The sequence below is a fragment of the Clostridium vincentii genome, from assembly GCF_002995745.1.
In the GTDB taxonomy this organism is placed as follows: Bacteria; Bacillota; Clostridia; order Clostridiales; family Clostridiaceae; genus Clostridium; species Clostridium vincentii.
In genome coordinates this window covers 1-25,665 of the sequence record NZ_PVXQ01000009.1, presented here as the reverse complement: position 1 = coordinate 25,665, position 25,665 = coordinate 1, and the positions used below count along the sequence as shown (strand labels likewise).

General features: G+C 30.7%; 29 protein-coding genes, 1 tRNA gene and 1 riboswitch. Of the genes, 24 read left to right on the top strand and 6 right to left on the bottom strand.

Annotation, left to right across the window (positions count from 1 at the left end):
- Nucleotides 1-471: 471 nt before the first annotated feature.
- From hpf to uraA, 5 genes are all read left to right on the top strand, one after another.
- On the top strand, nucleotides 472-1,005 hold the full coding sequence (hpf, locus tag CLVI_RS05795; RefSeq protein WP_106059173.1) for a ribosome hibernation-promoting factor, HPF/YfiA family: 534 nt from the start codon (nucleotides 472-474) through the stop codon (nucleotides 1,003-1,005).
- Nucleotides 1,006-1,193: 188 nt separating this feature from the next.
- A complete protein-coding gene (gene secA, locus CLVI_RS05790; RefSeq protein ID WP_106059172.1) occupies nucleotides 1,194-3,725 on the top strand; it encodes a preprotein translocase subunit SecA in 2,532 nt (843 codons plus the stop codon).
- Between the two features lie 64 nt (nucleotides 3,726-3,789).
- A protein-coding gene (gene prfB / locus CLVI_RS05785) for a peptide chain release factor 2 (protein ID WP_207655332.1) occupies nucleotides 3,790-4,894 on the top strand; the annotation gives its coding sequence in 2 pieces (ribosomal slippage) (nucleotides 3,790-3,867 and nucleotides 3,869-4,894; 1,104 coding nt in all).
- A gap of 48 nt (nucleotides 4,895-4,942) precedes the next feature.
- The gene (locus CLVI_RS05780; protein ID WP_106059170.1) at nucleotides 4,943-5,494 is read left to right on the top strand and encodes a hypothetical protein; all 552 of its coding nucleotides are present in this window, start codon (nucleotides 4,943-4,945) and stop codon (nucleotides 5,492-5,494) included.
- A gap of 18 nt (nucleotides 5,495-5,512) precedes the next feature.
- A complete protein-coding gene (uraA, locus tag CLVI_RS05775) occupies nucleotides 5,513-6,808 on the top strand; it encodes a uracil permease (RefSeq protein WP_106059169.1) in 1,296 nt (431 codons plus the stop codon).
- Between the two features lie 47 nt (nucleotides 6,809-6,855).
- On the opposite strand, the gene CLVI_RS05770 is transcribed toward uraA, so the two are convergent.
- Both CLVI_RS05770 and CLVI_RS05765 read right to left on the bottom strand, forming a co-directional pair.
- Nucleotides 6,856-8,214 carry a M28 family metallopeptidase gene (locus CLVI_RS05770; RefSeq protein WP_106059168.1) on the bottom strand — a complete coding sequence of 453 codons (1,359 nt, stop codon included), beginning with the start codon at nucleotides 8,212-8,214 and terminating at the stop codon, nucleotides 6,856-6,858.
- A 64-nt stretch (nucleotides 8,215-8,278) separates the two neighbouring features.
- A complete protein-coding gene (locus CLVI_RS05765) occupies nucleotides 8,279-8,614 on the bottom strand; it encodes a hypothetical protein (protein WP_106059167.1) in 336 nt (111 codons plus the stop codon).
- Between the two features lie 181 nt (nucleotides 8,615-8,795).
- On the opposite strand from CLVI_RS05765, the gene CLVI_RS05760 reads away from it, so the two are divergent.
- The 5 genes from CLVI_RS05760 to CLVI_RS05740 all read left to right on the top strand — a co-directional run bounded on the left by CLVI_RS05760 (nucleotide 8,796) and on the right by CLVI_RS05740 (nucleotide 14,755).
- The gene (locus CLVI_RS05760) at nucleotides 8,796-10,958 is read left to right on the top strand and encodes a Tex family protein (RefSeq protein ID WP_106059166.1); all 2,163 of its coding nucleotides are present in this window, start codon (nucleotides 8,796-8,798) and stop codon (nucleotides 10,956-10,958) included.
- Nucleotides 10,959-11,008: 50 nt separating this feature from the next.
- A riboswitch (FMN riboswitch) is annotated at nucleotides 11,009-11,126 on the top strand.
- A 156-nt stretch (nucleotides 11,127-11,282) separates the two neighbouring features.
- Complete coding sequence (locus tag CLVI_RS05755) at nucleotides 11,283-11,876, top strand: ECF transporter S component (RefSeq protein ID WP_106059165.1); 594 nt, start codon at nucleotides 11,283-11,285, stop codon at nucleotides 11,874-11,876.
- A 149-nt stretch (nucleotides 11,877-12,025) separates the two neighbouring features.
- Nucleotides 12,026-13,594, top strand: a complete 1,569-nt coding sequence (locus CLVI_RS05750) for a C40 family peptidase (protein WP_170065605.1) — start codon at nucleotides 12,026-12,028, stop codon at nucleotides 13,592-13,594.
- A gap of 190 nt (nucleotides 13,595-13,784) precedes the next feature.
- The gene (locus CLVI_RS05745; RefSeq protein ID WP_106059163.1) at nucleotides 13,785-14,192 is read left to right on the top strand and encodes a molybdopterin-binding protein; all 408 of its coding nucleotides are present in this window, start codon (nucleotides 13,785-13,787) and stop codon (nucleotides 14,190-14,192) included.
- Between the two features lie 80 nt (nucleotides 14,193-14,272).
- Complete coding sequence (locus CLVI_RS05740; RefSeq protein WP_170065604.1) at nucleotides 14,273-14,755, top strand: GNAT family N-acetyltransferase; 483 nt, start codon at nucleotides 14,273-14,275, stop codon at nucleotides 14,753-14,755.
- A 65-nt stretch (nucleotides 14,756-14,820) separates the two neighbouring features.
- Here CLVI_RS05740 and CLVI_RS05735 read toward each other — a convergent pair whose 3' ends face one another.
- A complete protein-coding gene (locus CLVI_RS05735; RefSeq protein ID WP_106059161.1) occupies nucleotides 14,821-15,030 on the bottom strand; it encodes a cold-shock protein in 210 nt (69 codons plus the stop codon).
- A gap of 244 nt (nucleotides 15,031-15,274) precedes the next feature.
- Between CLVI_RS05735 and CLVI_RS05730 the strand changes: the two genes are divergently transcribed.
- The 7 genes from CLVI_RS05730 to CLVI_RS05700 all read left to right on the top strand — a co-directional run bounded on the left by CLVI_RS05730 (nucleotide 15,275) and on the right by CLVI_RS05700 (nucleotide 19,783).
- Complete coding sequence (locus CLVI_RS05730) at nucleotides 15,275-15,487, top strand: FeoA family protein (RefSeq protein ID WP_106059160.1); 213 nt, start codon at nucleotides 15,275-15,277, stop codon at nucleotides 15,485-15,487.
- Nucleotides 15,488-15,506: 19 nt separating this feature from the next.
- Nucleotides 15,507-15,749, top strand: a complete 243-nt coding sequence (locus CLVI_RS05725; RefSeq protein WP_106059159.1) for a FeoA family protein — start codon at nucleotides 15,507-15,509, stop codon at nucleotides 15,747-15,749.
- The gene (gene feoB / locus CLVI_RS05720; RefSeq protein ID WP_106059158.1) at nucleotides 15,749-17,848 is read left to right on the top strand and encodes a ferrous iron transport protein B; all 2,100 of its coding nucleotides are present in this window, start codon (nucleotides 15,749-15,751) and stop codon (nucleotides 17,846-17,848) included. The genes CLVI_RS05725 and feoB overlap by 1 nt, the downstream gene beginning before the upstream one ends.
- Nucleotides 17,849-17,852: 4 nt before the next feature.
- On the top strand, nucleotides 17,853-18,014 hold the full coding sequence (locus CLVI_RS05715) for a FeoB-associated Cys-rich membrane protein (RefSeq protein ID WP_106059157.1): 162 nt from the start codon (nucleotides 17,853-17,855) through the stop codon (nucleotides 18,012-18,014).
- Nucleotides 18,015-18,094: 80 nt separating this feature from the next.
- Nucleotides 18,095-18,514 carry a flavodoxin gene (locus CLVI_RS05710; protein WP_106059156.1) on the top strand — a complete coding sequence of 140 codons (420 nt, stop codon included), beginning with the start codon at nucleotides 18,095-18,097 and terminating at the stop codon, nucleotides 18,512-18,514.
- Between the two features lie 41 nt (nucleotides 18,515-18,555).
- A complete protein-coding gene (locus CLVI_RS05705) occupies nucleotides 18,556-19,143 on the top strand; it encodes a DUF3793 family protein (RefSeq protein ID WP_242980579.1) in 588 nt (195 codons plus the stop codon).
- An 82-nt stretch (nucleotides 19,144-19,225) separates the two neighbouring features.
- Nucleotides 19,226-19,783: a hypothetical protein gene (locus CLVI_RS05700; protein WP_341458736.1), complete on the top strand. Its 558-nt coding sequence runs from the start codon at nucleotides 19,226-19,228 to the stop codon at nucleotides 19,781-19,783.
- Here CLVI_RS05700 and rimI read toward each other — a convergent pair.
- Genes rimI through tsaE form a run of 3 tightly spaced genes read right to left on the bottom strand, consistent with a single transcriptional unit; the run spans nucleotide 19,780 to nucleotide 21,375 of the window.
- A complete protein-coding gene (gene rimI, locus CLVI_RS05695; protein ID WP_106059154.1) occupies nucleotides 19,780-20,220 on the bottom strand; it encodes a ribosomal protein S18-alanine N-acetyltransferase in 441 nt (146 codons plus the stop codon). The genes CLVI_RS05700 and rimI overlap by 4 nt on opposite strands.
- The gene (tsaB, locus tag CLVI_RS05690; RefSeq protein ID WP_106059153.1) at nucleotides 20,204-20,917 is read right to left on the bottom strand and encodes a tRNA (adenosine(37)-N6)-threonylcarbamoyltransferase complex dimerization subunit type 1 TsaB; all 714 of its coding nucleotides are present in this window, start codon (nucleotides 20,915-20,917) and stop codon (nucleotides 20,204-20,206) included. The genes rimI and tsaB overlap by 17 nt, the downstream gene beginning before the upstream one ends.
- Entirely contained in the window at nucleotides 20,914-21,375 is a 462-nt protein-coding gene (tsaE, locus tag CLVI_RS05685; RefSeq protein WP_106059152.1) for a tRNA (adenosine(37)-N6)-threonylcarbamoyltransferase complex ATPase subunit type 1 TsaE, read from the bottom strand. The genes tsaB and tsaE overlap by 4 nt, the downstream gene beginning before the upstream one ends.
- A gap of 270 nt (nucleotides 21,376-21,645) precedes the next feature.
- On the opposite strand from tsaE, the gene CLVI_RS05680 reads away from it, so the two are divergent.
- The 7 genes from CLVI_RS05680 to CLVI_RS05660 all read left to right on the top strand — a co-directional run bounded on the left by CLVI_RS05680 (nucleotide 21,646) and on the right by CLVI_RS05660 (nucleotide 25,542).
- Complete coding sequence (locus CLVI_RS05680; protein ID WP_106059151.1) at nucleotides 21,646-22,524, top strand: metal ABC transporter substrate-binding protein; 879 nt, start codon at nucleotides 21,646-21,648, stop codon at nucleotides 22,522-22,524.
- A 43-nt stretch (nucleotides 22,525-22,567) separates the two neighbouring features.
- Nucleotides 22,568-22,643: transfer RNA gene (locus CLVI_RS05675), tRNA-Trp, on the top strand.
- A 258-nt stretch (nucleotides 22,644-22,901) separates the two neighbouring features.
- On the top strand, nucleotides 22,902-23,066 hold the full coding sequence (locus CLVI_RS17400) for a hypothetical protein (RefSeq protein WP_170065603.1): 165 nt from the start codon (nucleotides 22,902-22,904) through the stop codon (nucleotides 23,064-23,066).
- Nucleotides 23,067-23,274: 208 nt separating this feature from the next.
- A complete protein-coding gene (locus tag CLVI_RS05670) occupies nucleotides 23,275-24,021 on the top strand; it encodes a hypothetical protein (protein ID WP_106059150.1) in 747 nt (248 codons plus the stop codon).
- 265 nt (nucleotides 24,022-24,286) lie between these two features.
- Nucleotides 24,287-24,706, top strand: coding sequence for a hypothetical protein (locus tag CLVI_RS05665; protein ID WP_106059149.1), 420 nt, complete (start codon nucleotides 24,287-24,289; stop codon nucleotides 24,704-24,706).
- A 257-nt stretch (nucleotides 24,707-24,963) separates the two neighbouring features.
- Nucleotides 24,964-25,101, top strand: coding sequence for a hypothetical protein (locus CLVI_RS17395; RefSeq protein ID WP_170065602.1), 138 nt, complete (start codon nucleotides 24,964-24,966; stop codon nucleotides 25,099-25,101).
- 3 nt (nucleotides 25,102-25,104) lie between these two features.
- Nucleotides 25,105-25,542, top strand: a complete 438-nt coding sequence (locus CLVI_RS05660; protein WP_106059148.1) for a hypothetical protein — start codon at nucleotides 25,105-25,107, stop codon at nucleotides 25,540-25,542.
- Nucleotides 25,543-25,665 lie beyond the last annotated feature (123 nt).

Genomic DNA, 25,665 nt, shown 5'->3' with positions numbered 1-25,665 from the left:
AGCATGGTGCGGTATAGATGTTAGTCCTGCCAGTATGTAACTGAGAGTATTAGTAGTGAGAGGTTAAATCCGGGTAGCAAAAGTTCCAGCAGGCGAGTGTGGGGGCAAAGACCAGGTCAGCTAGCTTTATTTAAGTAAAAATTCAAATTTTATATTTGGTTATTCGAACTTACCCAGCGAACGTATGTGAGTTGGATTTCCTATAAGGAATAATATAGTCTGTATAATCTTTAGTTAATAGGAAATATTAATTAAAGATTATATAGGCTATTTTTTCATAAAAAAATAATATAATGTGGTAAAAACAAGCTGGTGCAAGGGGAAAAGAGTATGACAAGGTCATAATACAAAATATTCTGTAAATTCTGAAAAATAACATTGAATTTTAAACAAAAAAAGTGTAAAATAGAGTCAACCCACCAATTCCAGGCTGGGGTGAAAGATTTATAACATAGGAAAGGGGCTGGGAATATGAATGTCACAGTAATAGCAAAAAATATTGAGTTAACACCTGCGTTGAAGGAAACCGTAGAGAAGAAAATATCTAAATTAGATAGATATTTTGAGTCTAATGTTGAGGCAAGAGCAACCTTAAATGTACAAAAGAACAGACAAATAGTAGAGATTACTATCCCTTTTAATGGAGTTATATTAAGAGGAGAAGAAAGTACCGATGATATGTATAAATCAATTGATTTAGTTGAAGATAAATTAGAGAGACAAATCAGAAAGCAAAAAACGAAGCTCTCTAGAAAAAATTCAGGAGGATCTTTAAGATTCCCATCTTTTAATTCTGATGATATTAAAGATGATGAAGAAGATGAAGCAAAGATAGTTAAAACAAAAAGATTTAACGTTAAACCTATGTCAGCAGATGAAGCTGTTTTACAAATGGAGTTGTTAGGACATAGTTTCTTCGTATATGAAGATGCAGATACAAGTAAGGTAAATGTAATGTATAAGAGAAAAGATGGAGATTATGGATTAATTGAACCAGAATATTAAGAGTGTAACAACCTATGGCGATAAGCCATAGGTTTTTTTGTGCTGAAAATAAGAAAATTAATAGGCTTTTTTTCTTAATATGTAGTTATAGTTCTTGATAATACTTATGACAAAATGTTATAATTTATAAAGGCATATTTGTACTCTTACTAAGAGGTAAGTGTAATGAAAGTTGAAAGGATGAAATTATGGGATTATTAACTGGTTTATTTAAATCATATAGTGAAAAGGAAGTAAATAGGATTAGACCTATAGCAGATAAAGTGGAAGCACTAGAGGAAGAAATTCAAAAACTTTCAGATGAAGAATTAAAAGGAAAAACTTCTGAATTTAAGAAAAGACTTGAAGATGGAGAAACCTTAGATGATATATTAGTTGAAGCCTTTGCGGTAGTAAAGGAAGCCTCTGGTAGAGTTCTTGGAATGAAGCATTATAAAGAACAAATAATTGGTGGGGTAGTTCTTCATCAAGGAAGAATATCAGAAATGAAAACAGGTGAAGGTAAGACTTTAGTTGCTACATTGCCAGCTTATCTAAATGCATTATCAGGAAAAGGTGTTCACATAATTACTGTAAATGACTATCTTGCATCTAGAGATAGAGAGTGGATGGGAGAAGTATACGAATTCTTAGGACTAACTACAGGAGTTATTATCCATGGTATTAGTAACAATGATAGAAGAGCAGCCTATTGTGCAGATATAACCTATGGAACAAATAATGAATTTGGTTTTGATTATTTAAGAGATAACATGGTTATATATAAAGAAGAAAGGGTTCAAAGAAAGCTTAGTTTTTGTATAGTAGATGAAGTAGATTCAATTCTTATTGATGAAGCTAGAACTCCTCTTATAATTTCAGGGGCTGGAGAAAAATCAACTGAATTTTATAAAGTAGCTGATTATTTTGTAAAGACTTTAAAGAAAGAGGAAGATTATACATTAGATGATGAAGCCAATGCAGTAATGTTAACTGATGAAGGTATTGAAAAAGCTGAAAAGAACTTTAAAATTGATAACTATGCAGATGCTGATAATATGTCTCTTCAACATTATGTTACTCAAGCATTAAAAGCTAATTGTACAATGAAGGTAGACAAAGACTACATGGTTAAAGATGGAGAAGTAATTATTGTAGATGAGTTTACAGGAAGACTTATGGAAGGAAGAAGATACTCTGATGGACTTCACCAGGCTATTGAAGCTAAAGAAGGAGTTAAGATTGAAAGAGAATCAAAAACCCTTGCAACCATTACATTCCAGAACTATTTTAGAATGTATAAAAAGTTATCAGGTATGACAGGTACTGCATTAACAGAAGAAAATGAATTTAGAGAAATTTATGGACTAGATGTTATCCTAATTCCAACACATAAAGATATAGTTAGAGTGGATAATACAGATTTAATATATAAAAATGAAAAAGGCAAGTTTAATGCTATAGTAGAAGACATAGCAGAAACACATAAGACTGGTCAGCCAGTCCTAGTTGGAACAATTAGTATTGAAAAATCTGAGGCACTTTCAAAAGTGTTAAAGAAAAAAGGAGTACCACATAAGGTTTTAAATGCTAAGTATCATGAACAAGAAGCCGAGATAATTTCTAATGCTGGTGATCTTGGAAATGTAACTATAGCAACTAACATGGCGGGTAGAGGTACAGATATTAAGCTAGGTGAAGGTGTTGTAGAAGTCGGAGGTCTTAAAATCATTGGTACTGAAAGACATGAGTCAAGAAGAATTGATAATCAGTTAAGAGGACGGTCTGGTAGACAAGGGGATCCAGGTACATCTAAATTCTATATATGTTTAGAAGATGAATTAATGAGAAGATTTGGATCAGAAAGAATTCAAGCAGTTGTTGAAAAACTAGGTCTTGAAGATGATGATGCCATTGAAAATAAGATAATCACAAAGCAAATAGAGAATGCTCAAAAGAAAGTGGAGGGTAATAACTTTAATATAAGAAAAACATTATTAGGCTATGATGATGTTATGAATATGCAAAGAGAAGTTATCTATAAGCAAAGATCAGAAGTTCTTGAAGGAGAAGATCTTAAAGATCAAATCTTCAACATGACAAAGGAAGTAATAACAAGTTCAGTTTTAGCTCACTTAAATGGAGTTGAAGAAGAAGCTGAAATTGAAGAAGAAGTTACAAAGTTGATAACTTATCTTGATGACCTTTGTATCCCTTCAAATAGAGTTAATAAGGAAGATATTTTAAGCCTCTCTAATGAAGAGATTACAGAAAAATATATAAAAGTAGCTACTGAAATCTATGAAGGTAAGGAATCTGAATTTGGTTCTGAAAGAATGAGAGAAATCGAACGAGTAATCCTTCTTAGAAATGTTGATTCAAAGTGGATGGATCATATAGATAATATGGATCATCTAAAACAAGGTATAGGACTTAGAGCCTTTAAGCAACAAGATCCAGTTCAAGCATATCAAATGGAAGGTAGTGAAATGTTTGAAGAAATGATTCAAAATATTAGACTAGATACAGTTAGATATATGTTTCATGTTCAAATGGAAAAGGCTCCAGAAAGAGAAAGAGTTGCACAGGAAACTGGGGCATCTCATGTAGGTTCAGGAGATGCAGAATCAAAACCTACGAAAAAAGAACCTATAAGAAAGAAAGTTGAAATAGGTAGAAATCAACCTTGTCCATGTGGTAGTGGTAAGAAGTATAAGAACTGCTGTGGTAGGGAAGTATAATAAAAAGTATAGGCTAGCCTGGATTTTGGCTAGCCTTTTTAATAAAAATAAGAGGTGAATATATATGATAATTGAGCTAGAGAAGGAAATAAGCAAGCTTGCCAGTATTAAATCAAACATAGAAGAAATGGGGGATTCACTTTGACAAGGGAGCTTTAGAAAAACAGGTTGATGAGTTAGAACTTCAAATGCAGGAAACTGAATTCTGGAATGATATTAAAAGAGCAGAGGAAATTACAAAGGAAAGTAAAAGTTTGAAGGATAAATTAGATAGACATAATAGTTTAATTAGTAGAGTAGAAGATGTAGAAGTACTTAAGGACATAATGGAAGAGGATGATGAATCTTCAGCTAATGAAATTATTAATGAAATAAAAGCATTAGAAAAAGAAGTCTCTGAATATAAAATAGAGCTTTTATTATCCGGAGAATATGATAGAAATGATGCCATCCTAACCCTACATACAGGGGTAGGAGGATCAGATGCTAATGATTGGACTGAAATGCTCCTTAGAATGTATACCAGATGGTGTGAAAAAAAAGGATTTAAGGTAGAGACATTAGATATATTAGATGGAGATGAGGCAGGTATTAAAAGTGTAACCTTAAAGATTAAAGGGGAGCATGCTTATGGATATTTGAAGGCTGAAAAGGGTATTCATAGATTAGTTAGAATATCGCCGTTTAATGCTAATGGAAAGAGACAAACCTCGTTTGCATCCCTTGAAGTAATACCAGAGCTTACAAAGGATCAAGATATAGATATAAGACCAGATGATTTAAGAATAGATACCTTTAGGTCAAGTGGAGCTGGTGGGCAACATGTAAACAAAACTGAATCCGCAATAAGAATTACACATATAAAAACTGGAATAGTAGTACAGTGTCAAAATGAAAGAAGTCAATTTCAAAACAAAGACACAGCTATGGCAATGCTTAAATCTAAACTTATAGAGTTAAAGGAAAGAGCTCATAAGGAAAAGATTGAGGACTTAACAGGAGAACTTAAGGATATGGGCTGGGGTAGCCAAATTAGATCATATGTATTTCATCCTTACAGCATGGTTAAGGATCACCGAACAAATATTGAAACTTCAAATGTGACAGCTGTTATGGATGGGGAAATAGATATGTTTATTAATGGATATTTAGCAACTAGTAAAATTTAAGGCATAAATAAGAGAATATTAAATTAGGGTGATTTAGGAGGAAATACTATGGATAGATACATAATACCAGTTTTATTATTAATAGTAATATCCTTTTCGCTATTTTTTATATACAATTCTTTTAATTTACGATCCAACGATAGATTGAAAAGATATGTAGGGAGATCCTTTTTTGATTTAATAGGTATAATTCCTGTAATGGCATTATTTTCAGGAGTTATGGTTTTGTTACTCAAGGGAATAAGTATATTGATGAATTTCACTATGGATTTTCAAAATTATTATATAATTTTAATTACATCAATCTTTATTTATATTATAAGTAGAATTATTGGTAATATAGTTACCTATATAACTAGCATCGTTCTAGCTAATAAGTATCTAAATGAAGGTCTAGATAAGGAAATGATGAAAAAAATTATAAGAAGAAAAAAGGGTAAAATAAAGATGACAAAGGTATTTATAATATTTATTGTGGTTTTAATATGTTACCTATTCGTGAGAAATACTCTAGAATTAAACTATAATATTGTGATTTTAATTATATGTGCAACAATAAATACATTAGCATACACAATAATATTTAAACTTGAAAATTAGAAGAAGCGAGGAGAAAATATGAAAAACAAAGAAATAATACAAGATGAAAATTCAATTATTGATGTATCAGATAAGGTTCCCCTAAAGAGAGCAATCCCTTTAAGCTTTCAACATCTCTTTGCCATGTTTGGAGCTTCTATTTTAGTACCAATTCTTTTTAATGTAGACCCAACTACGGTACTGTTTTTTAATGGAGTAGGAACAATATTATATGCGTTTATTACGAAAAAGAAAATACCAGCATATTTAGGCTCAAGTTTTGCTTTTTTATCGCCAGTGTTTTTACTAACTTCTCAAGGTTATGATTTCCAGACTATCCAAGGGGGATTTGTAGCAGTCGGAGTGGTATTTTCAGCAATAGCAATTATTATAAAATATACTGGTATAGGATGGATTAACAGACTATTTCCACCTGCAGCTATGGGAGCAGTAGTAACAATAATAGGATTGGAATTAGCCAGTTCTGCTGCAGATATGGCGGGGTTCCCAGTGGGAGGAAGTAATTCTCCAGAACTTAATATAACTTGGGTTATAGTATCAATGATAACATTGATAACTATTATACTTTCTAATATTTTATTAAAAGGATTTTTAAAGGTTATACCAATATTAATTGGCGTAGTCGTTGGATACATAGCAGCATGCATTATGGGACTTGTAGATTTTTCTACAATAAGCAGTGCAAGCTTTTTTACAACTCCTAACATAAAAATAGCTCACTTTGATTGGCATGCTATATTAACAATATTACCAGCTACATTTGTTGTTATAGCAGAACATATTGCACATTTAAAAGTAACTAGTAGCATTATAGGAAGAGATTTAACATTGGACCCAGGTCTACATAGATCGCTACTAGGAGATGGATTATCAACACTAATATCTGGTATGTTTGGATCAGTACCAACAACAACCTATGGAGAGAATATAGGAGTTATGGCACTTACCAAGGTATATAGTGTATATGTAATTTGTGGAGCTGGAATAATTTCAATAATATTAGGATTTTCCGGTAAAATGTCAGCAATTATTAGTACAGTTCCTACACCAGTAATTGGTGGAGTTAGTTTATTATTATTTGGAACTATTGCTACATCAGGATTAAGAACTTTTATTGAGGAAAAAGTTGATTTTGCTAAGTCAAGAAATTTAATACTTACCTCAGTAACTTTTATAGTTGGATTAAGTGGAATAAAATTAACTCTAGCCTCTATAGAATTAAAGGGGATGGGTCTTGCAACTATTGTAGCTATGGTACTTAGTATTCTATATATCATATTTGACAAAATGGGAATAATGAACGAAGAAGAATAGATGAGTTAATAAAAAAGGTGAAGTAAATAAGAGCTAACTTATTTATTTCACTTTTTTAGTTGTATATCATCAAGAGGCACCCTGTAAAAATAATAGCCTATTAAAATAAAGGATAAAATTGAGAATAAAATTATAGTTTGTGATTTATATAATATTAGAATAATAGAGCTGTAAGCATGATTTATAATCTTATCTTCTACTAAAGAATAGGCAATATCAATTGAAGAAATTGATATTTTTTCGGAGGTATCCTTTGGAGAATGAATATTAGATAAGTCACTATGAGAAATAGTAAGAGAATCAAATCCACAATATATAAAACTAGCATGATCACTTGAATTTTTATAGGATTCCACATAGGAGATATCATTATCAGAACAAATTTCCTCTAAGCTTTTTAAAAGATCTGAAGGTTTATTTTCACAATTTAGTCCAGACATAAAAGTAATAGGAGTGTTATTTGCGCCAATCATATCCAGATTAATTACTTGGGCTCCTTCTAAGGAGTCTTCATATTTAGAAGCAAATTCTCTTGAACCCTGTAATCCTAATTCTTCACCATTAAGTGCAACAAATATAATATCTCGTTTAGGAATTTTCAAGGTAGAAAAACTTCTACACACTTCTAACATAAAGGATACCCCAGAAGCATTGTCTAAAGCCCCATAATAAATGTTGTCAAGAGAGTCAGTTCCGATGTGGTCAAAGTGAGAAGTTAAAATTAATGGAGAGAGATTACTATCGGAGCCTTTTATCACAGCAGTTACATTAGAAATTTTCTTAGGTTCTACTGCATAGGGAAGTTTAACATCTAAAGTATTTCCTTCTCGGATAGAATTTAGTATTTCGCTAAAAGTGGAGGTATTAATTTGAATTAGAAATCCGAAACTAGAATTTTCATTAAATGAACTTCTAAAAGAAAAGGTTTTATCAAAGGATACCTTGAAAACATATTCAATGTTATCCTTAAAAATAGAAAAGGATGTAGGATAAATATCAATTTTGTCTTCTTTTGAAAAGCTTATGGAGCTTTCGTTGAAATTCAGAAGATCCTCTTTAAAATCAGTACCTAAAATAAATTTTTTAACTACAGAAGAACCGTTGAGCAGTCTTAAGGAACATTCATTTCCATTAGGAGTAGGTACCATTACAGTAAAGTTTTCTTTAAAATCTTCTCCTAAGGGGGCAAGCTTATATTCTTTAAAAGTACTAGCAATCTCGGTTGCAACTTTTTCATTTTCTTCAGAACCTGCTAGCCTTCCTTTAAAATCATTAGAAGATAAGTATTCTATATTGTTTTTTACGTTGGAAGAATTAAACTCATAATATGAGCTCTTTAAAAAGAGGCTGGTAACTAACCCTAAAAGGGATAGCATTGTAAAAACAAGATATAATGATTTTTTCATAGAATTACCCCATAATTAATAGTTTACTTAATACTATTAATTGTGGGGCGATAATATGAATATATTATTCAGGACTTTTAATTAGCATGTCCATTAACGCATAGACAATTGTGCATAATAAAGCTATATATAATACGTTGTTTAGTTTACTTGTTATTACATATATCAATAAACCTGCTGTAGTAGCAACTAGAATAATATAATTAATAAATTTATTGAATCCAGATTTACTTGTGCAGATTGCTATTGTCGATGAAAAAACTATCAAGATAACTGTAACTAAGTAAAAGGAATTACGAAGCACCTTAGTAAAAGAGACTATTCTAAAATAATCCAATGTTAATAGTGTTATTAATATAACTAAAGATAAAGAAACTATTTTTGAAATCATTTTATTCATAAAATCACCTACTGTTAAATATTTACAATATAATTATATCAGAAGGTTACATAATATGAAAGAGTACTATAGCAAATAATTTACAAATTCATATGTTAAAGCATAAAAAAGTTTATTTTGTTAAAACATAAAAAAAGTTTATAATAGATATGGCACGTTTATTTAATTTTAGGAGGAACTTATGGTAAATATAGAAGAGAGATTGGCGAAGGAGCTTCAATTAAAGCTTAGCCAAATAAATACTGTTATTGAATTATTAGATGAGGGGAACACTGTGCCCTTCATTGCACGTTATAGAAAAGAGAGGACGGGTGGAATTTCTGATGAAGTTTTAAGAAAGCTATCAGAAAGGTTAATATATTTAAGGAGTCTAGAAGAAAGAAAATCAGATGTATCACGACTTATTGAAGAGCAGGGCAAACTTACTGAGGAAATAACTTTATCTTTAAATAAAGCAGAGACATTAACAGAAGTTGAAGATGTCTATAGGCCTTATAAACAAAAAAAGAGAACCAGAGCAAGTATAGCAAAAGAAAAGGGATTAGAACCTTTGGCAGAGTTAATTATTCAAGGAGACTTTAAAGGTAATCTAGATGAGGAAGCCTGTAAGTATATAGATGAAGAAAAGGGTGTGAATAATTTAGAGGAAGCTATATCAGGAGGATTAGATATAGTTGCTGAAGGAATTTCAGAAGAGGCTAAGTATAGAAAATACATTAGAGAAATGGTAATGAGAGATGGACATATTGAATCAAAAGGTGAATCAAAGGATCCAACTCCCTATGAAATGTATTATGATTACGATGAGGAAGTTAAAAAAATTCCACCACATAGAATATTAGCGATCAACAGAGGAGAAAAGGGTAAGATTCTTTCTGTAAAAATAATTCTAAATCAAGATAAGATTATTAGTTATTTAGAAAGAGAATTACTTAAAGGAAATGAAATAACTGATGAAAAATTAAAATTAGCTATTAAGGATGCTTATAAGAGGTTAATTTTTCCTTCTATTGAGAGAGAAGTTAGGAATGAACTTACTGATAAAGGTGAAGTAGGAGCTATAATGATATTTAAAGAAAATCTTAAAGCACTACTTATGCAAGCACCTATAAAAGGTATGACAGTAATGGGTTATGACCCGGGCTTTAGAACTGGATGTAAAATAGCAGTTCTAGATAGTACAGGGAAATTCTTGGAAAATGTAGCAGTATATCCAACAGTTCCAAGAAGAGATATTGAAGGAACAAAGAAAACTTTAAAGGCTCTTATTAAAAAACATAATGTAGATGTAATATCTGTAGGTAATGGAACTGGCTCAAGAGAATCAGAAGAAGTTATTGCTGAAATGATAAGTGAAATAAAAGAAGAAACTGGCAGAGAATTAGCTTATGTAATTGTTTCAGAGGCAGGGGCATCGGTATATTCAGCTTCTGAAATGGCAACAAAGGAGTATCCAGATCTTGATGTTACAGTAAGAGGAGCAATTTCTATAGGTAGAAGGCTTCAAGATCCAATGGCAGAGCTAGTGAAAATTGATCCAAAGTCTATTGGAGTGGGACAATATCAGCATGATGTCACCCAAAAAAGATTAGAAGAGTCTTTAAAGGGTGTAGTTGAGGATTCTGTTAATAAGGTAGGAGTTGATTTAAATACTGCGACACCAGCGTTATTAACCCATATATCTGGAATAAATAAAACTATTGCGAAGAATATAGTTGATTATAGAGATGAGATAGGAAGTTTCAAAAGTAGAAAAGAATTGTTAAAGGTTAAGAGGCTTGGACAAAAGGCATACGAGCAATGCGCAGGTTTCTTAAGAGTGGTTGAAAGTAAGGAACCTTTAGATAATACTTCTGTTCATCCAGAATCCTATAAGGAAGCTAAAAAACTAATAGATATATTAGGATATTCATCTAGTGATTTCAAGAATAAAGGTCTTGTAGATATAGAAGAAAGAGTTAAAGAGAAAGGTATTAGTAATCTTTCTAAAGAACTTGAAATTGGAGAGTTAACTTTAAAGGATATTATAAAGGAACTTCAAAAGCCGGGTAGAGACCCAAGAGATGAAATGCCAAAGCCAATTTTAAAAACTGGAGTAATTGATCTTAAGGATTTACTAACTGGCATGGTTCTTATGGGAACAGTAAGAAATGTTTCTGACTTTGGGGCATTTGTTGATATTGGAGTACATCAAGATGGATTAGTTCATAAGAGTCAAATGGCAAATAGATTTGTAAATCATCCCTTAGATATAGTTAAAGTTGGGGATGTAATAAAAGTGAAAATTTTAGATGTTGATATAAAAAGAAAAAGAATTGGATTAACAATGAAGGATATAGAATAATTTTAATAGAGGCTTGTCAAATAAAAAATAAAGATATATAATATAAATAAAAAGATCTTCAGGGCGGGGCGTAAATCCCCACCGGCGGTATAGCCCGCGAACTAAATTTTTAGTTGATTCGGTGTAATTCCGAGGCCGACAGTATAGTCTGGATGAAAGAAGGTAACTATTAGAAATTAGTTCTATAGTTTTGTTATCAAGCCCTGACGAATTATCGTCAGGGCTTTTTTAATGTATAGAATTTTCAATTTGAAAACGTGGCGTAGCCACTTTACTATTTCTAATAAGCTACCCCAGAAGAGACACTTTTGGGAGGGTGAAAAAATGAATCAATCAAACACACACTTAAATAAAATGATCAAAATTTCGCTATTAGGAGCAATTGCAGTAGTACTTATGTTTATGGAGGTTCCAATGTTACCAGCTTTTCCATGGCTTAAGATGGATTTAAGCGAATTACCAGTTCTAATGGGAGCATTTGCTTTTGGTCCTGTTGCAGGTATTACCATAGAAGCTTTAAAAATTGTCTTACATCTATTACTAAAGGGAACTCAAACAGGGTTTGTTGGTGAAATTGCAAACTTTATTGTTGGTGTATCATTAGTAGTACCAGCTGCTTATATTTATCATAGTAATAAAAGTAAAAAGACTGCTATAATTGGAATGATTGTAGGCGGAATAACTATGGGAATAGTAGCTATTATAGCTAATGTATATTTCTTATTGCCTGCATTTGGAATGGTATTAAATGCAGAAGATACATTGAAATATGTTACAGCAGGGTTGCTACCATTTAATGGGATAAAGGCTGTATTAGTATCTGTAGTTACATTTGCTGTATATAAAAAAGTCTCTGTTGCAATATTTAAAGTTGATAGCGGATTCGATAGAAAGAAAGAATTAAGTAAAGAAATGTAAAATAATAGTTAGTTAGATATTGAAGAGTGCTTTGGCACTCTTTTTTTCATCTAATAGAAGAAAAAATAGAAAAAGTTCCTGGATAACGATGAAGTTTATCCCAAAAGGAGGTATAATAAAATCATATGATACTTAAGGGGGAAAAGGCATTGAATAGGAAAAATATTATAAGGATTATAGCTGCTGCATCTACAATTGTAGGAGGAATAACTTTTTCTAACAAAGAAGTACAGGCAACGGAAAATAAAGTGGTTAATACTTATGAGAATTCTATAAGTAGTACAAGCAGTGCGAATACCACAACGGGTACTGTTATTAATGTGACTACAAATCTTAGAGTAAGATCGGATTCAGGCACTAATTATGGTGTTATTGGATATTTATATAATGGACAAAAAGTTGAAATACAGGGAGAAAAGGGCGATTGGTATAAAATAAAATTTAATTCTAGTAGCGGATATATATCAAAGAAATATATAAAGTCAGAAGCAGCAGCTAGTAGTATATCAACTACTCAAAAAGGACAGGTAGTAAACATAAGCAGTACCTTAAATATAAGGCAATCATCAGGTACTAACTCAGCAGTTATTGGAAGTTTAACAAATGCACAAACCTTTGATATAATATCAAAAAGTGGAAGCTGGTATAATATAAAGAGTGGAAACTTAGTAGGATTTATACATGGAGATTATGTGAAAGAGACATCAGGTGATAGCGTAACTACGCCTGTTGTAACTACACCCAGTGTAGCTACATCAACTCAATCCATAGAAAAGGCTAAGGTTGTGAATATTACTTCAAGCTTAAGAGTAAGATCCTCAAATTCAACATCTTCGTCTGTTTTAGGATATTTATATCAAGGGCAAGAAGTAAATATAAAAGGTGAATCTGGAGACTGGTATTCAATAGATTATAATGGCAATAAAGGGTATGTATCTAAAGGATATATCCAAAAGATAGCTTCAGGTAGTAGCACTCCTGTTAACACTACTCCTGTTAGTACTAATACTAACAATGGAAATTCAACAGAGGTTTTAAATAAAAAAGGCCAGGTTATTAATATAACAAGTAATTTAAGGGTTAGGACATCAATGAATACAAGTTCTGCTGTCTTAGGATATTTATTGAATGGACAGACTGTAGAAGTAACCGGGAAAAATGGAGATTTCATAAGGATAATATACAATGGAAAGATTGGATATGTTAGCGGGCAATATATAAAATTTATAGAAGATAGTACTAGTGGAAATGGACAAGCTTCAAGTACAACTTCTTACAATATTATTTTAAATGCAATGAAGGTTCACCTAGGTAGTCCTTATGTTTGGGGTGGGTCTGGAGAATTATTAACAACAGCATCCTTAAATAGTTTGAAGCAAAGTTTTTCTTCGCAGAATTCAAGGGGAATGTACACTAGAGCAGACAGCTATGTAAATAAAGGATATAGAGCATTTGATTGCTCAGGATTAATGCAATGGGGATTTAAACAGGCTGGTATAAACATTGGAAGAAGTACTTATAGCCAAATAGAAAATGGAGTAGAAGTATCTCTTAATAGTTTAAAACCTGGTGATCTATTGTTTTATTCGAATTTACAACATGTTGGTATGTATTTAGGGAATAATCAGTGGATAGAATCGCCAAATCAAACTGCTAATATAAGAATAGTTACTGTTCCTTGGAGCAAAATAGGAAGAGCTAGAAGAATATTAAACTAATAAGAGTATTAAACAAATAAGAGGGAGAGAATCATCTAATAAGAAAATTATTCTTGTTAGATGATTTTTTACTTAATAAATTTAAAAGTAGTGAATATATATAATAGGAGAAAACAAAAATAACAAACTAAGAAACACTATTTATTAATAAAAAGCACTATAATATCAAAGTTCAGAATTAGGAGGAATTATGTATAAGGTGTGTGTTATAGTTATAAATGACAAGGGGTATACAGGAGAAGAAGAGGACATAAGCGGAAAATTAGTAGAGGATTATTTTAAGAAAAATAAATTTAATATTGCAGTATATAGTATAATTCCAGAAAAAAAAGAAATAATTAATAGGGTTTTAATTAAATGTTGTGATGAGTATGAGGTTGATTTAATAATTACATTAGGAAATATATCTATAGCTAATGAGGTGAGTCGGGATATAACCGATAAAAGCGATTTGCAAAAATGTAATTTCGAGTATGGAGATGAAGGCAGTGATTATTTTGATTTTAGAGGGAATACAGTAATACTGAATTGCCCTTATGAAATAAATCCTTCAGATATACCATTAGAAATTATAGAAAGAGTATTAAAAAAACTATAATCAATATAAAGCTGTAGGAGTTCCTATGGCTGTATCTTTTTGTTATAATATTTTATATAAAAATGAAAGGGAGAATTTTGATGATTCGTAATGTTAGAATAGAGGATGCTAAGGAAATTGTTGATATCTATAATTATTATATATTGAATAGCAACGTAACCTTTGAAATTGACAGTATTGACTTAGAAGAAATGGAAAAAAGAATAATGGAAAACATTAAATCTAATCCATGGATTGTCTATGAAGAAAATAATAAAATATTAGGATATGCATATGTAGGGGAATGGAAATCTAGAGTAGCCTTTAGATTTGCTAAAGAAATGTCTGTATATTTGGATGTTAATTTAAGGGGCCGAGGTATAGGAACAAAGTTAATGGAAAAGTTATTAGCGGAGTGCAAAAAATGTGATATACATACTTTAATTTCAATAATAACTATGCCTAATGATACTAGTCTAGCTCTTCATAAAAAATTCGGATTTGAGAAGGCAGGGTATTTTAAAGAAGTAGGTTTTAAAGGTGAAAAATGGCTTGATGTAATATACTTACAATTATTAATGTAATAAGAAATACATATAAGTTAATTAATAAAAAATACTGAGTTATTTAATAACTCAGTATTTTTTTTCTAAAGTTTTTGAATATTTATAGCCGTAGGACCCTTTTCTCCATCTTGAATATCAAAGGATACACTTTCACCTTCATGTAAATCTTTGCTAGTGCCTTTTTCTTTAATTTGAGAATGATGAGCGAAAACATCGTTACCATCATCACAAGATATAAAACCATAACCCCTTTCAGAGTTAAACCATTTCACTGTACCTGTTATACTTGCCATTATTAATCTCACCTAACTTTAAGTTGTCATAATATATTATTAACCATAAAGTATTTTCCTACTCGGAATAGTCTAAAAAACAGTAATTTTATAGGTAATGAATAATAATTTTCAAAAGCTATTGAAATCAGTTCTCAACTGTTATATAATAAATTTAGAAATTATAGGATTATGAAAGAATTAATACCAAAAAATAAAGAGGATTCATATAGTTATACATAAATAATAAAGGAGGGGGAAGATTATGCCATTAGTAGTAGTACCTATGGGTAAAGGCGTTCAGATTTCTAAGTTAAGGGTAGATGATAAAACAAAAAGACATTTAGCAAATTTAGGGATATTACCAGGAGAAATTATAACTCTAATATCGGAAAGTTCAGGAGATTTGATTATTAAAGTAAGAGGTAGCAAACTTGCAATAAATAAAGATTTAGCAATAAAAATTTTCGTTAATTAAATTGGGGAGGGGAATCATAATGAATAAAACTTTAAAGGAATTTATACCTGGTGAGACTGGAACTGTAGTAAGGATTACTGGTCAAGGGGGAATAAGAAGAAGACTTTTAGATATGGGAATAACACCAGGTGCCGAAATTTCTATGCGTAAAGTTGCACCGCTTGGTGATCCCATAGAAATTACAGTAAGAGGATATCAGTTATCCCTTCGAAAAAGTGAAGCAGAAATAATATTAATGAATACAAGTGGAGGGATAAATTAATGAGATTTGCACTAGCAGGAAACCCAAACTGTGGAAAAACTACACTATTTAACGGATTAACAGGAAGTACAGCCCATGTTGGTAACTGGCCAGGGGTTACCGTTGACCGTAGAGAAGGGATGTATAAAAAACTTGAGGAAAAAGTTACAATAGTTGACTTGCCAGGAATATATTCATTATCGCCCTATACTCCAGAAGAAATTGTAACTAGAAATTATATTATAGATGAGAAACCAGATCTTATAATTAATATTATAGATGCAACTAACCTAGAAAGAAATTTATACCTAACAACGCAACTTCTAGAAATAGATTGCCCTGTAGTTATTGCACTTAATATGATGGATTCAGTTTTAAAGGATGGAACTAAAATTGATATAAAGGTACTAGAATTTAAATTAGGAGTACCAATAATTCCAATTAGTGCCTTACGATCAGATGGAATTAAATCATTAATGGAAAAAGCTTATGCTACTGCTAAAACAAAAAGAGTAGGAAAGTCAGTATTAGAAAATTCTGATATGAGTAATCAATATGGTGAAATAGTATCATTATTGAAAAAAGAAAATGTATTACATCCTGTTTTTCAGGCAGTAAAATTATTAGAAGGAGATGAGTTAAGTAAAAAAGATTTTGCTAATTTATTACCTAAGATAGAGAAAGTTAAAAATACAATTTCACTTAAAGAAGAATTAGAGGGAGATTTTGAAGCTGCAGTTGCTGATTTACGTTATAAATATATTACAGCAAATTGCAAAGGTATAATAAAACATACTAAAAAATCAAATGAATTAACAAAATCTGATAAGATTGACAAAGTATTAACTAATAGATGGATAGGTATACCACTGTTTTTATTATTCATGTTTATTGCATTTCATTTAATATTTACTGAGGACTTATTATTTCTAAATAAATTCGGAGTTTTAGAAGAAGGAATTTTGTCGCCAGGGGTTTGGTTACAAGGTGCTGTTGGGCAATTATTTGGATTTCTTATAAGCGGAACAGGGGACGTATTAGCAAACATAGGGGCATCAGCCTGGCTTATTGGCCTAGTTGTTGATGGTATCCTTACAGGCTTAGATGCTGTTCTAAGTTTCTTACCACAAATTTTAATGTTATTTTTATTCTTATCAATTATGGAGGATTCAGGATATATGGCTCGTGCAGCTTTCCTAATGGATAGAGTTCTTCGTAGATTCGGACTTTCCGGTAAAGCTTTCATGCCATTATTAATGTGTTTTGGTTGTTCAGTACCGGCAATGATGGCAACACGTACTCTTGAAGATCCTAAAGAAAGACGTTTAACAGTAATGCTTGCACCTTTCTTCTCATGCGGAGCAAAGTTACCTATTTGGGCAATGTTTTCAGTTGCTGTTTTTCCTGGTAATGCAGATTTCGTTGTTTTTGGTATCTACTTACTTGGGATAGTTACAGCTATAATTGCAGCTATAATACTTAAAAAGACGGTTTTCAAAGGAGAGACAGCTCCATTTATTATGGAATTACCTGCATATCATTTACCACAATTTAAGAATGTTGTGCTTCATCTTTGGGAAAAATTAAAAGGTTTTGTCCTTCGTGCGACAACAATAATTGCTGGAGCAGTAGTTGTTATTTGGTTCTTTTCAAACTTTAACTTTAGTTTAGAGATGGTACAGGCTAATAGTGCAGATAGTATTTTAGGAATAGTAGGAAACTTCATTCGTCCATTATTTATTCCTTTAGGATTTGCTTCTGGGACTCTTGGATGGAAGGCTGTTGTTGCTACAATAAGTGGTCTTATTGCAAAAGAGATGGTAGTTTCTACTATGGGAGTATTATACAATCCTGGTATAGAAGGTGATGCCCTTGAAGATCAAGGCGCTTCAGATGCACTTTCAGTTACTCTTGCAACATCATTTTCTCCAGCCGCTGCCCTTGCGTTTATGGCATTTAACTTGTTAAGTGTACCATGTATGGCAGCAGTAGCAGCAGCTCATGGCGAATTAGGAGGTAAAAAGTGGACGGCTCTTACAATTGCGTTCTGGATTGGAACAGCTTGGATTGTTTCCTTCGTAGTATTTAATGTTGCCACACTTTTAGGATTTGGAGGTTAGTATTATGGGATTCGTTGATGTTATTATTATGGCTTTAGTAATTGCCCTTGTGGCTTTCACAATTGTATACAATGTCCGAAAAGCAAAAAAAGGTGGGGGTTGTAGTGGTTGTGACGGTTGTAGCAGTAAGGCAAAATGCGGTCATAACAATAGCAATATTAAATAAAGTAGTTTATCTATAGAATATAGAATGTAGTATAAAGTTATAGTGAGAATGAAATTCTATTACAGAAAGGAGAGGACGAAATGAAAATAGTTTATTGGTCAGGTACAGGAAATACAGAAAAAATGGCAACTTTAATTGCTGAAGGTATTAGTCAGGGCGGAAAAGTCGCAGAAATTATTAATGTAAGTGGTGGAGATGAAAATATTTTCAATGAGGAGGATCTTATAATTTTAGGATGCTCAGCTATGGGGGATGAAGTTCTTGAAGAAGGAGAGTTTGAACCATTTATTGAACAGATATCATCTAAGATTTCAGGCAAAAAGGTTGCATTATTTGGCTCTTATGGATGGGGAGATGGTCAATGGATGAGAGACTGGGAAGAAAAAATGATATCCTATGGATGCCAGTCAATATTGGACCCTCTAATTATAGAGAATGAACCTGAGGGCTTAGGTGAAGACCGATGTATAGAATTTGGAAAAAAATTGGCTAGTATTTAACGACTATGGTGTATTTAGATTTTTATAATAAGCTAAAATCTATGGATGCTAAAGACTATGTTGAAAATTTTTTAGTATATAACACATCACAAGTTATAGCAGGTATAAAATCTGCTTCAACCGTAACATTTAAAAAAAATGGAGATAAATTATACGAGAAATGGGTTTGTTATGGAAGAAAATTCATAAGAGACATTGAATTGGATTTTGTTGAACTAAGAGAAAATGAAAATGCTATAATAGTGATGATTTATAATAAAAAATTGCTTGAAAAAAATATAATTAAAGAAATTTATAAAGACTTTTTTAAAAAGTTAGGATATGCTCAAAATAAAGATATTGATGAATATATTGAAACTTTAAAGTTCAGATATGATTTATATCATTGTCCCCATGAATTAGGATTATTTTTGGGTATACCCTATAAAGATGTTATAGATTTTATGGAATGTACAGAGAAAAAGTGCTTATTTTGTGGCTACTGGAAAGTATATAATGATGGTAGTCAAGCTAAAAAAACATTTAACCAATATGATGAGATTAAAGAGCATACTATAAATCATATATTAAAGGGAAATAGTTCGCGTGACCTCGCATTTAGTATTAAAAACTTTTTCTATTCTTACTAAAAAGAAGTATATCCATGAAATTAATATATAAACCTACCGAAATAGACCTATTAAAGGAAATCTTTAATGGGTCTATTTTATTATGGATATAAAAGTAGAAGTATTACAAAATAAGAATAACATATTAGAGAAAGATATTTTACACGAGGTACTTATGGACTTTAATGAATTTAATAACTTTGAAGATTTTGCAAAAAAATGTGGATATACTGGAAGGGCTAATTCAAATAAATCAGGAGAATCACAAAATAATAATGATTCAGAAGGCTGTGATGATATACCTGGAGGATTTCAAGATTTAAATCCCCAATTATTTACTGTAATTGGGGAACTTTTAGGAAGTGTTATGGCTGGGAATATGCCTTTTAATGTACAAAATGCAGTAGGCAATTGGCTTGAATTATTAGGCCAAGTCATACTTACCTGCAATGCTCAACAGCAATATCTTCAATCAGGACCGGGAAGATATTACAATATTAATAACAAAAATATAAATAATCCTTTTTGCTCTAGTAATTCAAATAATTCCACTAATAATAGTTCCTGTGGCGAGTTAGATGAGCTGAAAAAAGGTATGAATGATTTAATGAGAGAAGTTAAAGAATTAAAAAAAGAAATAAATGAATTAAAGAGTGATTAACGTTTCCACATTATAAGAGCATCTTCTTCATTATCTCTATAATATTTTTTGCGAACACCTTCTTCAAGGAATCCAAACTTTTTATAAAGACCTTTAGCAGCATTGTTGGAGGCCCGTACCTCTAGCGTTAAAGAATTACAGCCCCAATCATTCTTACAACGTTCTATTAAGGAAGTTAAGAGAATACTACCCACCTTGTTCTCACGAAAGTCTGGATGAACTGCCATGTTAGTAATATGGCCTTCGTCTATAATAGTCCATACTCCAACAAAGCCAACAATTTTATAATTAATCTTGGCAATTAAATATTTAGCTAGAGGATTTGAAAGTTCCTTACAAAAAGAATCAAGATCCCAGGATTCTTTTAAGCTTACAGAACTTATTTCTAAAACTTCATTTAAATCTTCTTTTGTCATTAAACTAAGATTTACATTCATCCATTTTCATCCTTCTCTCTAATTCTCTTTCTGCTTGAGGTTTCTTCAGATAAATAGGTGCAGAGTTTGGATCATCGAAAATACCATCCTTTAATAGGTTAAGTCCTAATTCGCCTAGAGCAGAAGCATGTACTATGCTTAAGTGAGTAGGTGCGAAGTGAGCTTTAGGAAAGTTCTCTTTTATATAATCCTTGTGTTTAGTTAAACCATCACCAGTAAACATGACTTCTTCATCTTTTTCCTTTAGGATATCAAGAAGATCATCTAAATCTAAAGGTGTATAATCTAATATTTTTTCAAATTTATTATTTTCATTTTTAAAAAGAGCAGTATATACATTTTCTCTTAAAGCATCCATAACTGGACATATTATTCCATTGAAGGGCGAAATGCTATAGGCTAGTGCTTCAAGAGAGGATATACTTACATAAGGCTTGTTTGAGCCTAAACTCATTCCTTTAATAGTCGCCATTCCAATTCTTAATCCAGTAAAGGAACCTGGACCCTTAGATACAACATAGCCATCAATATCATCTACTGTTAAATTACAATCCTTTAAAAGATTTTGAATCATTGGCATAAGAATAACCGAATGTTCTCTTTTATCATTTAAAATATATTCGCCAAGTAAATTATCATCGTTAAGTAAGGCAATTGTAGCCACTCTAGATGAGGAATCTACACTTAAAACTATCATATTTTCAACTCCTTAATATAATCATATTTGCTACCATAACCTTTTAAAGTTATTATTCTGTAGTCTTCATCCTTAGTAAAATCTTTTGATATATGTATGTGAAGATATTCCCTTGGAAGGATTTCTTCAATATAATTAGCCCACTCTATAACCGAAACGGCTTCAGAAAATATGTAGTCATCAAAACCTATTGCATAAATTTCATCAGGGTCATTTACTCTATAAACATCAAAATGATTTAATTTTAATCTCCCACTATCATATTCATTAACAATATTAAAAGTTGGACTAGTAATTATATCATTTATATTAAGTCCCTTGGCAATTCCTTTTGTAATATGAGTTTTACCAGTACCTAAATCTCCTGTTAAACAAACAATATCACTAGGGTTTAGTAATTGACCTAATTTAAAGGCAATGTTTGTAGTTTCTTCTATATTATTTACTTTAAACTCCATATGTAAACTCCCTTCAAATTATGCTCTACCTATTATTCTAGCCATATTTGAATAAAAAGAAAGGGCTTATTAGAAAAAGATATTTCATTGGATTTATTTTAAGAATAATGTAATGGTAATTAGCTTGTATTAATTAAGCTAAAGATGTAAAATGTATAAATGAATTAAATAAAAATGTAATTTATTTGTAGGATTATTTTCGTTTATAGTTGATATACTTAATATAAGGATATAAATTATTTTATCTAGAGAATTCTAGGAGGTGATACATTGAAAAAGATAACCTTTGTAATGTTATTTATTACATTGATATTATTTTTAGGAATAGGTGCTTTTTCAAATCCAACAGTAGCTGATACTGTAAATAATGGAAATACAGAAAGAGATATATATTTAAATATAATTACATCTAATAAACCTCAATATGAAATGGTTAAAGCAATTGTAGGGGACAAGCATAATGTGGAATATATGTTTAAAGATGAAAAGGGAAGCAAAGAGTTCCTTTTTAATGATGAGACTGTAATAAACATTTCTAATATGGATTTATTTTTATACAGTGGAAATGATTTAGAGCCATGGAGTTCTTCTCTAATTGATAAATTAGAAAAAAGTAATCTAGGAATAATAAATGTTTCTAGAGGAATTAGACCTATATCAATGCAACTGGATACTGAAACCAAGGACAATCCTTATTATACCGTAGGGTTAGAGGAATATAAAATTGCTTTATACAATGTAAAGGCAGCTGTTCAGGACAAAGATCCAAAGAATAGGGATTTGTATGAAGAAAATTATAATAAATCAATAGAAATATTGGACAAGACATTAGAAGAAATTAAGCGTAATAAAAAGGCGCTAGAAGGATATCAGTTTATTGCTTTAGATGATAAACTAGATTATTTTTATAGAGGAATAGGAATTACACCAATAAAAGTAGGTGATAAAACTATAAGTGATGTAATCACACAAAATAAGTTAGATTCTAATAAGGTAATAGTTTTAAAGGATAATGGGACTATAATTACTGAAGAAGGATATAAGGTTATTAATTTGACAAGTTATGATGGAAATGTAAGCATAGAAGAGTTAATACTAAAAAATCACAAGGCATTATATGATATAATTGAAATAAAAGATAACAAATAGTTGATTTTTGCATAATTATATTATATAATCAGACTTGTCTTGAAGGGGTATGGCTCAATTGGTAGAGTAGTGGTCTCCAAAACCATTGGTTGTAGGTTCGAGTCCTACTACCCCTGCCACAAAGCTCGTAAGCGAAATGCTTGCGGGTTTTATTTTTCGCCTTATTTATATATAGGTAGAATTGTATTTGGTTTTGAGGAATGTTCTATAGAGTTATAGGTAGCATTGAATATGAGTATAATAAAACAGATTATCAGGTTTTAATAGAATTATTGGGTTAGACACTTATAGAAATATAGGTGTCTTTTTAGTGGGCAAAAAAAAGAATTCACCTATCTTTATAGAATTGTAAAATAAAAGGATTAGGTTAATTAGGGATGGATAAAATGCTGATGCAAACTATTAATAATATGCTAGTTAAAGTTTATGCCTCATTTGATCAGGGTGAATTAAAGAAAAAAGAGAGCGTGAAGGAATTGCTAGATATAACTAAGCCTACTTGTTATAGATATGCTAAAGAATATAATGAAATGGTGAAATAATATGAATTTAGGGTTAAGGAAACTAGGCTTAAAGAAATCTTTCAAAGCACTTAGTAATTAAACTAGGTGCTTTATTAATATATAATTGTAAGTGTTTTGTATAAATTAGCTTTTAAGCATAAACTTATTTGTTTATATAAATATTTATAATATATAGAAGGTATTTATTTGTTTTTGTATAATAATTATTATGTGGAGAGTGATATTTATGAATGTCGAAGAAGTTATAATTGCAATTGTAAAGTTTGGAGAAAAAGAATACATGCAAGAATTACTAAATGGAAGGTTGTACACAAGAAGATTAAAATACTATAGGTATTATGAAAAAAAGTTTAGCGATAAATCAAGGGGAGACGTTGATGAGGGTGCACAAATATTAAATGATGTGGAATTCTATTGTATTAATCCGAAAAATGGTTTAACTATGTTTAGTGGTAAAGGAAAGGCTAAAATAATATGTGATGAATTAGATAAGCGACCTATCTTTTGTTCATGCTGTATTTTAAAAAAAGATCTAGAACTAATAAAAAAAGATAAAGAGTATAACACTTACAGGTTGAATTTTAGCAGGATTTTAGGAGAAGCATTTGATGAAAGTTATTGGGATACTGGAGTAGTAATTGAGCCAAACTATTTTTTTGAAAGAATTAAAACATGTTGTGAAAAAGAAGATATTGTATTGTCAGGTGAGAAGATAATTTACTATGATAATAAAATGAATTTACAGGACTTAAATAAAAGTGTTGAAGATAATTCTAAAAACATAGTATTTTGGAAAGATTATGCATATGAAAAGCAAAAGGAGCATAGAATACTTTTTGAAAATATAAGTTTAGAAAACAATGGCGATAATTTTACATTAGACATAGGAAGTTTGGACGGACATAGTATAATGTTTACTAAGAAACAATTGAAGGAAACTACATTGAAAATATTAATAAAAAATGATATTTAGGAATTTAAAGAAACTCTAGAAATAGGGTTCTTTTTTTATATATGGAAAGTTAGAAGAGTGGCATAATGTGATAGTTTGCTGAACTAGTAAGGTGTGTGCGATGTATTATATTGGCTATAAATTTAAAGGCTGTGGTAACAATAATAATATTATTATCAAAGAGGTTATTTCATATTTTATTTTTACACAGCTCTAGAGTATTTTAAATAAAGGATTATTACTCTTTCTGTAGAATATTGTATTTTATGGAAAGGCGGTGAAGTTGATGAATGAGATGAGTAATTTTGCACATCTTCATAATGCATTAAACAATTACGATTTTAAATTTGAAAGAGAATTAATTAAGGAAATAGAATATTTAAATTTGGCATCTGATAATAGTATATGTTATATTAAAAATTTGTTTTCAAAGACTGAAAAAATATTGTTTTATATATTTAATGAATCAAAAATTTATAGAGTTAAGTTTAATGAAGAAGATGATGAAATTATAGAGTTTGAATTGTTTAATAAATGTGATGTAAAATCAATTGAATTTACAGTAGATCCAGAGAGAGATTACACTCTAAGTTTTTCAATGGGGGACTGTATCGAGTGGCTTGAATCTACTAAGGATGTGAATAATCACCACAAAGGTAATTATAATGAGATTATACAGTCTATTATTAAATATTTTAACGAATAAGAAAGCACATGTTATATTTGCATTTCATTGCTTTAATAATTAGTAATATGATTTAGTGGATTAAGTTTTGATTGCTCTGATATTAACTAGAATGGATACTAAAAAGGCACATAGATAGAAATGGTTTTGAGCAAATAAAAAATAAAGATTTTAGACACTTATAGAAATATAGGTGTCTTTTTAATTTAAAGCAGGATTTAATATAATAATGTAGAAATAGAACTTTATGAGAAATAAATATAAAAGGAGAATACAAAATGAGTGATAAGAATAGTGGAACATCAAATAAAGGTGGAAATAGAGTAGGTGGATCGCCAGAAATTAGGACTGGAAATGGGATAGGCAGGAATCCACCGCCAACAAGTGCAAAGCCAGGTATACCTGGAGGAAAATAACAGATGGAAGGTATAAAAGAATTAATAGAGAGTATACCTAGTCTATTTATATATTTCATACCTGGATACATAACACTCTATATGAAGCAAATTTACAAGCACGAGAAAGATCAAAAAGAAAGTCATTTATTTATATTTAGTATGATATTAAGCTTTATAATAAAATCTGTATTAGACATGAGTATATATATAATAAATATATGTTTAAACTATGATGTAGTACTATATCAGGATGTAAAATCATTTTTGCTTATAATAATTGCAATTGCATTTGGAGTTGTATCAATTTCATATAAAGGTAGTAAATTAGAAAAAAAGATAAATAAGTGCCTTGGGAATGATACGATATCAGAAGCAATGGTATGGAATTATGCAATGAAAGCATCAAAAGGGGCATGGGTAAGAGTTTATTTATATGATGAGAATATAGTATATATGTAAGCGGTTAATAACTCGTCACGTTGACAGTCATTAACCGCTTATTTTCAATCCTTTTTATTTAAATAGCATTCAGCAGGAAGATTACTCCATGGAAATAGTGATTTAAATAAATCTGGATCATTT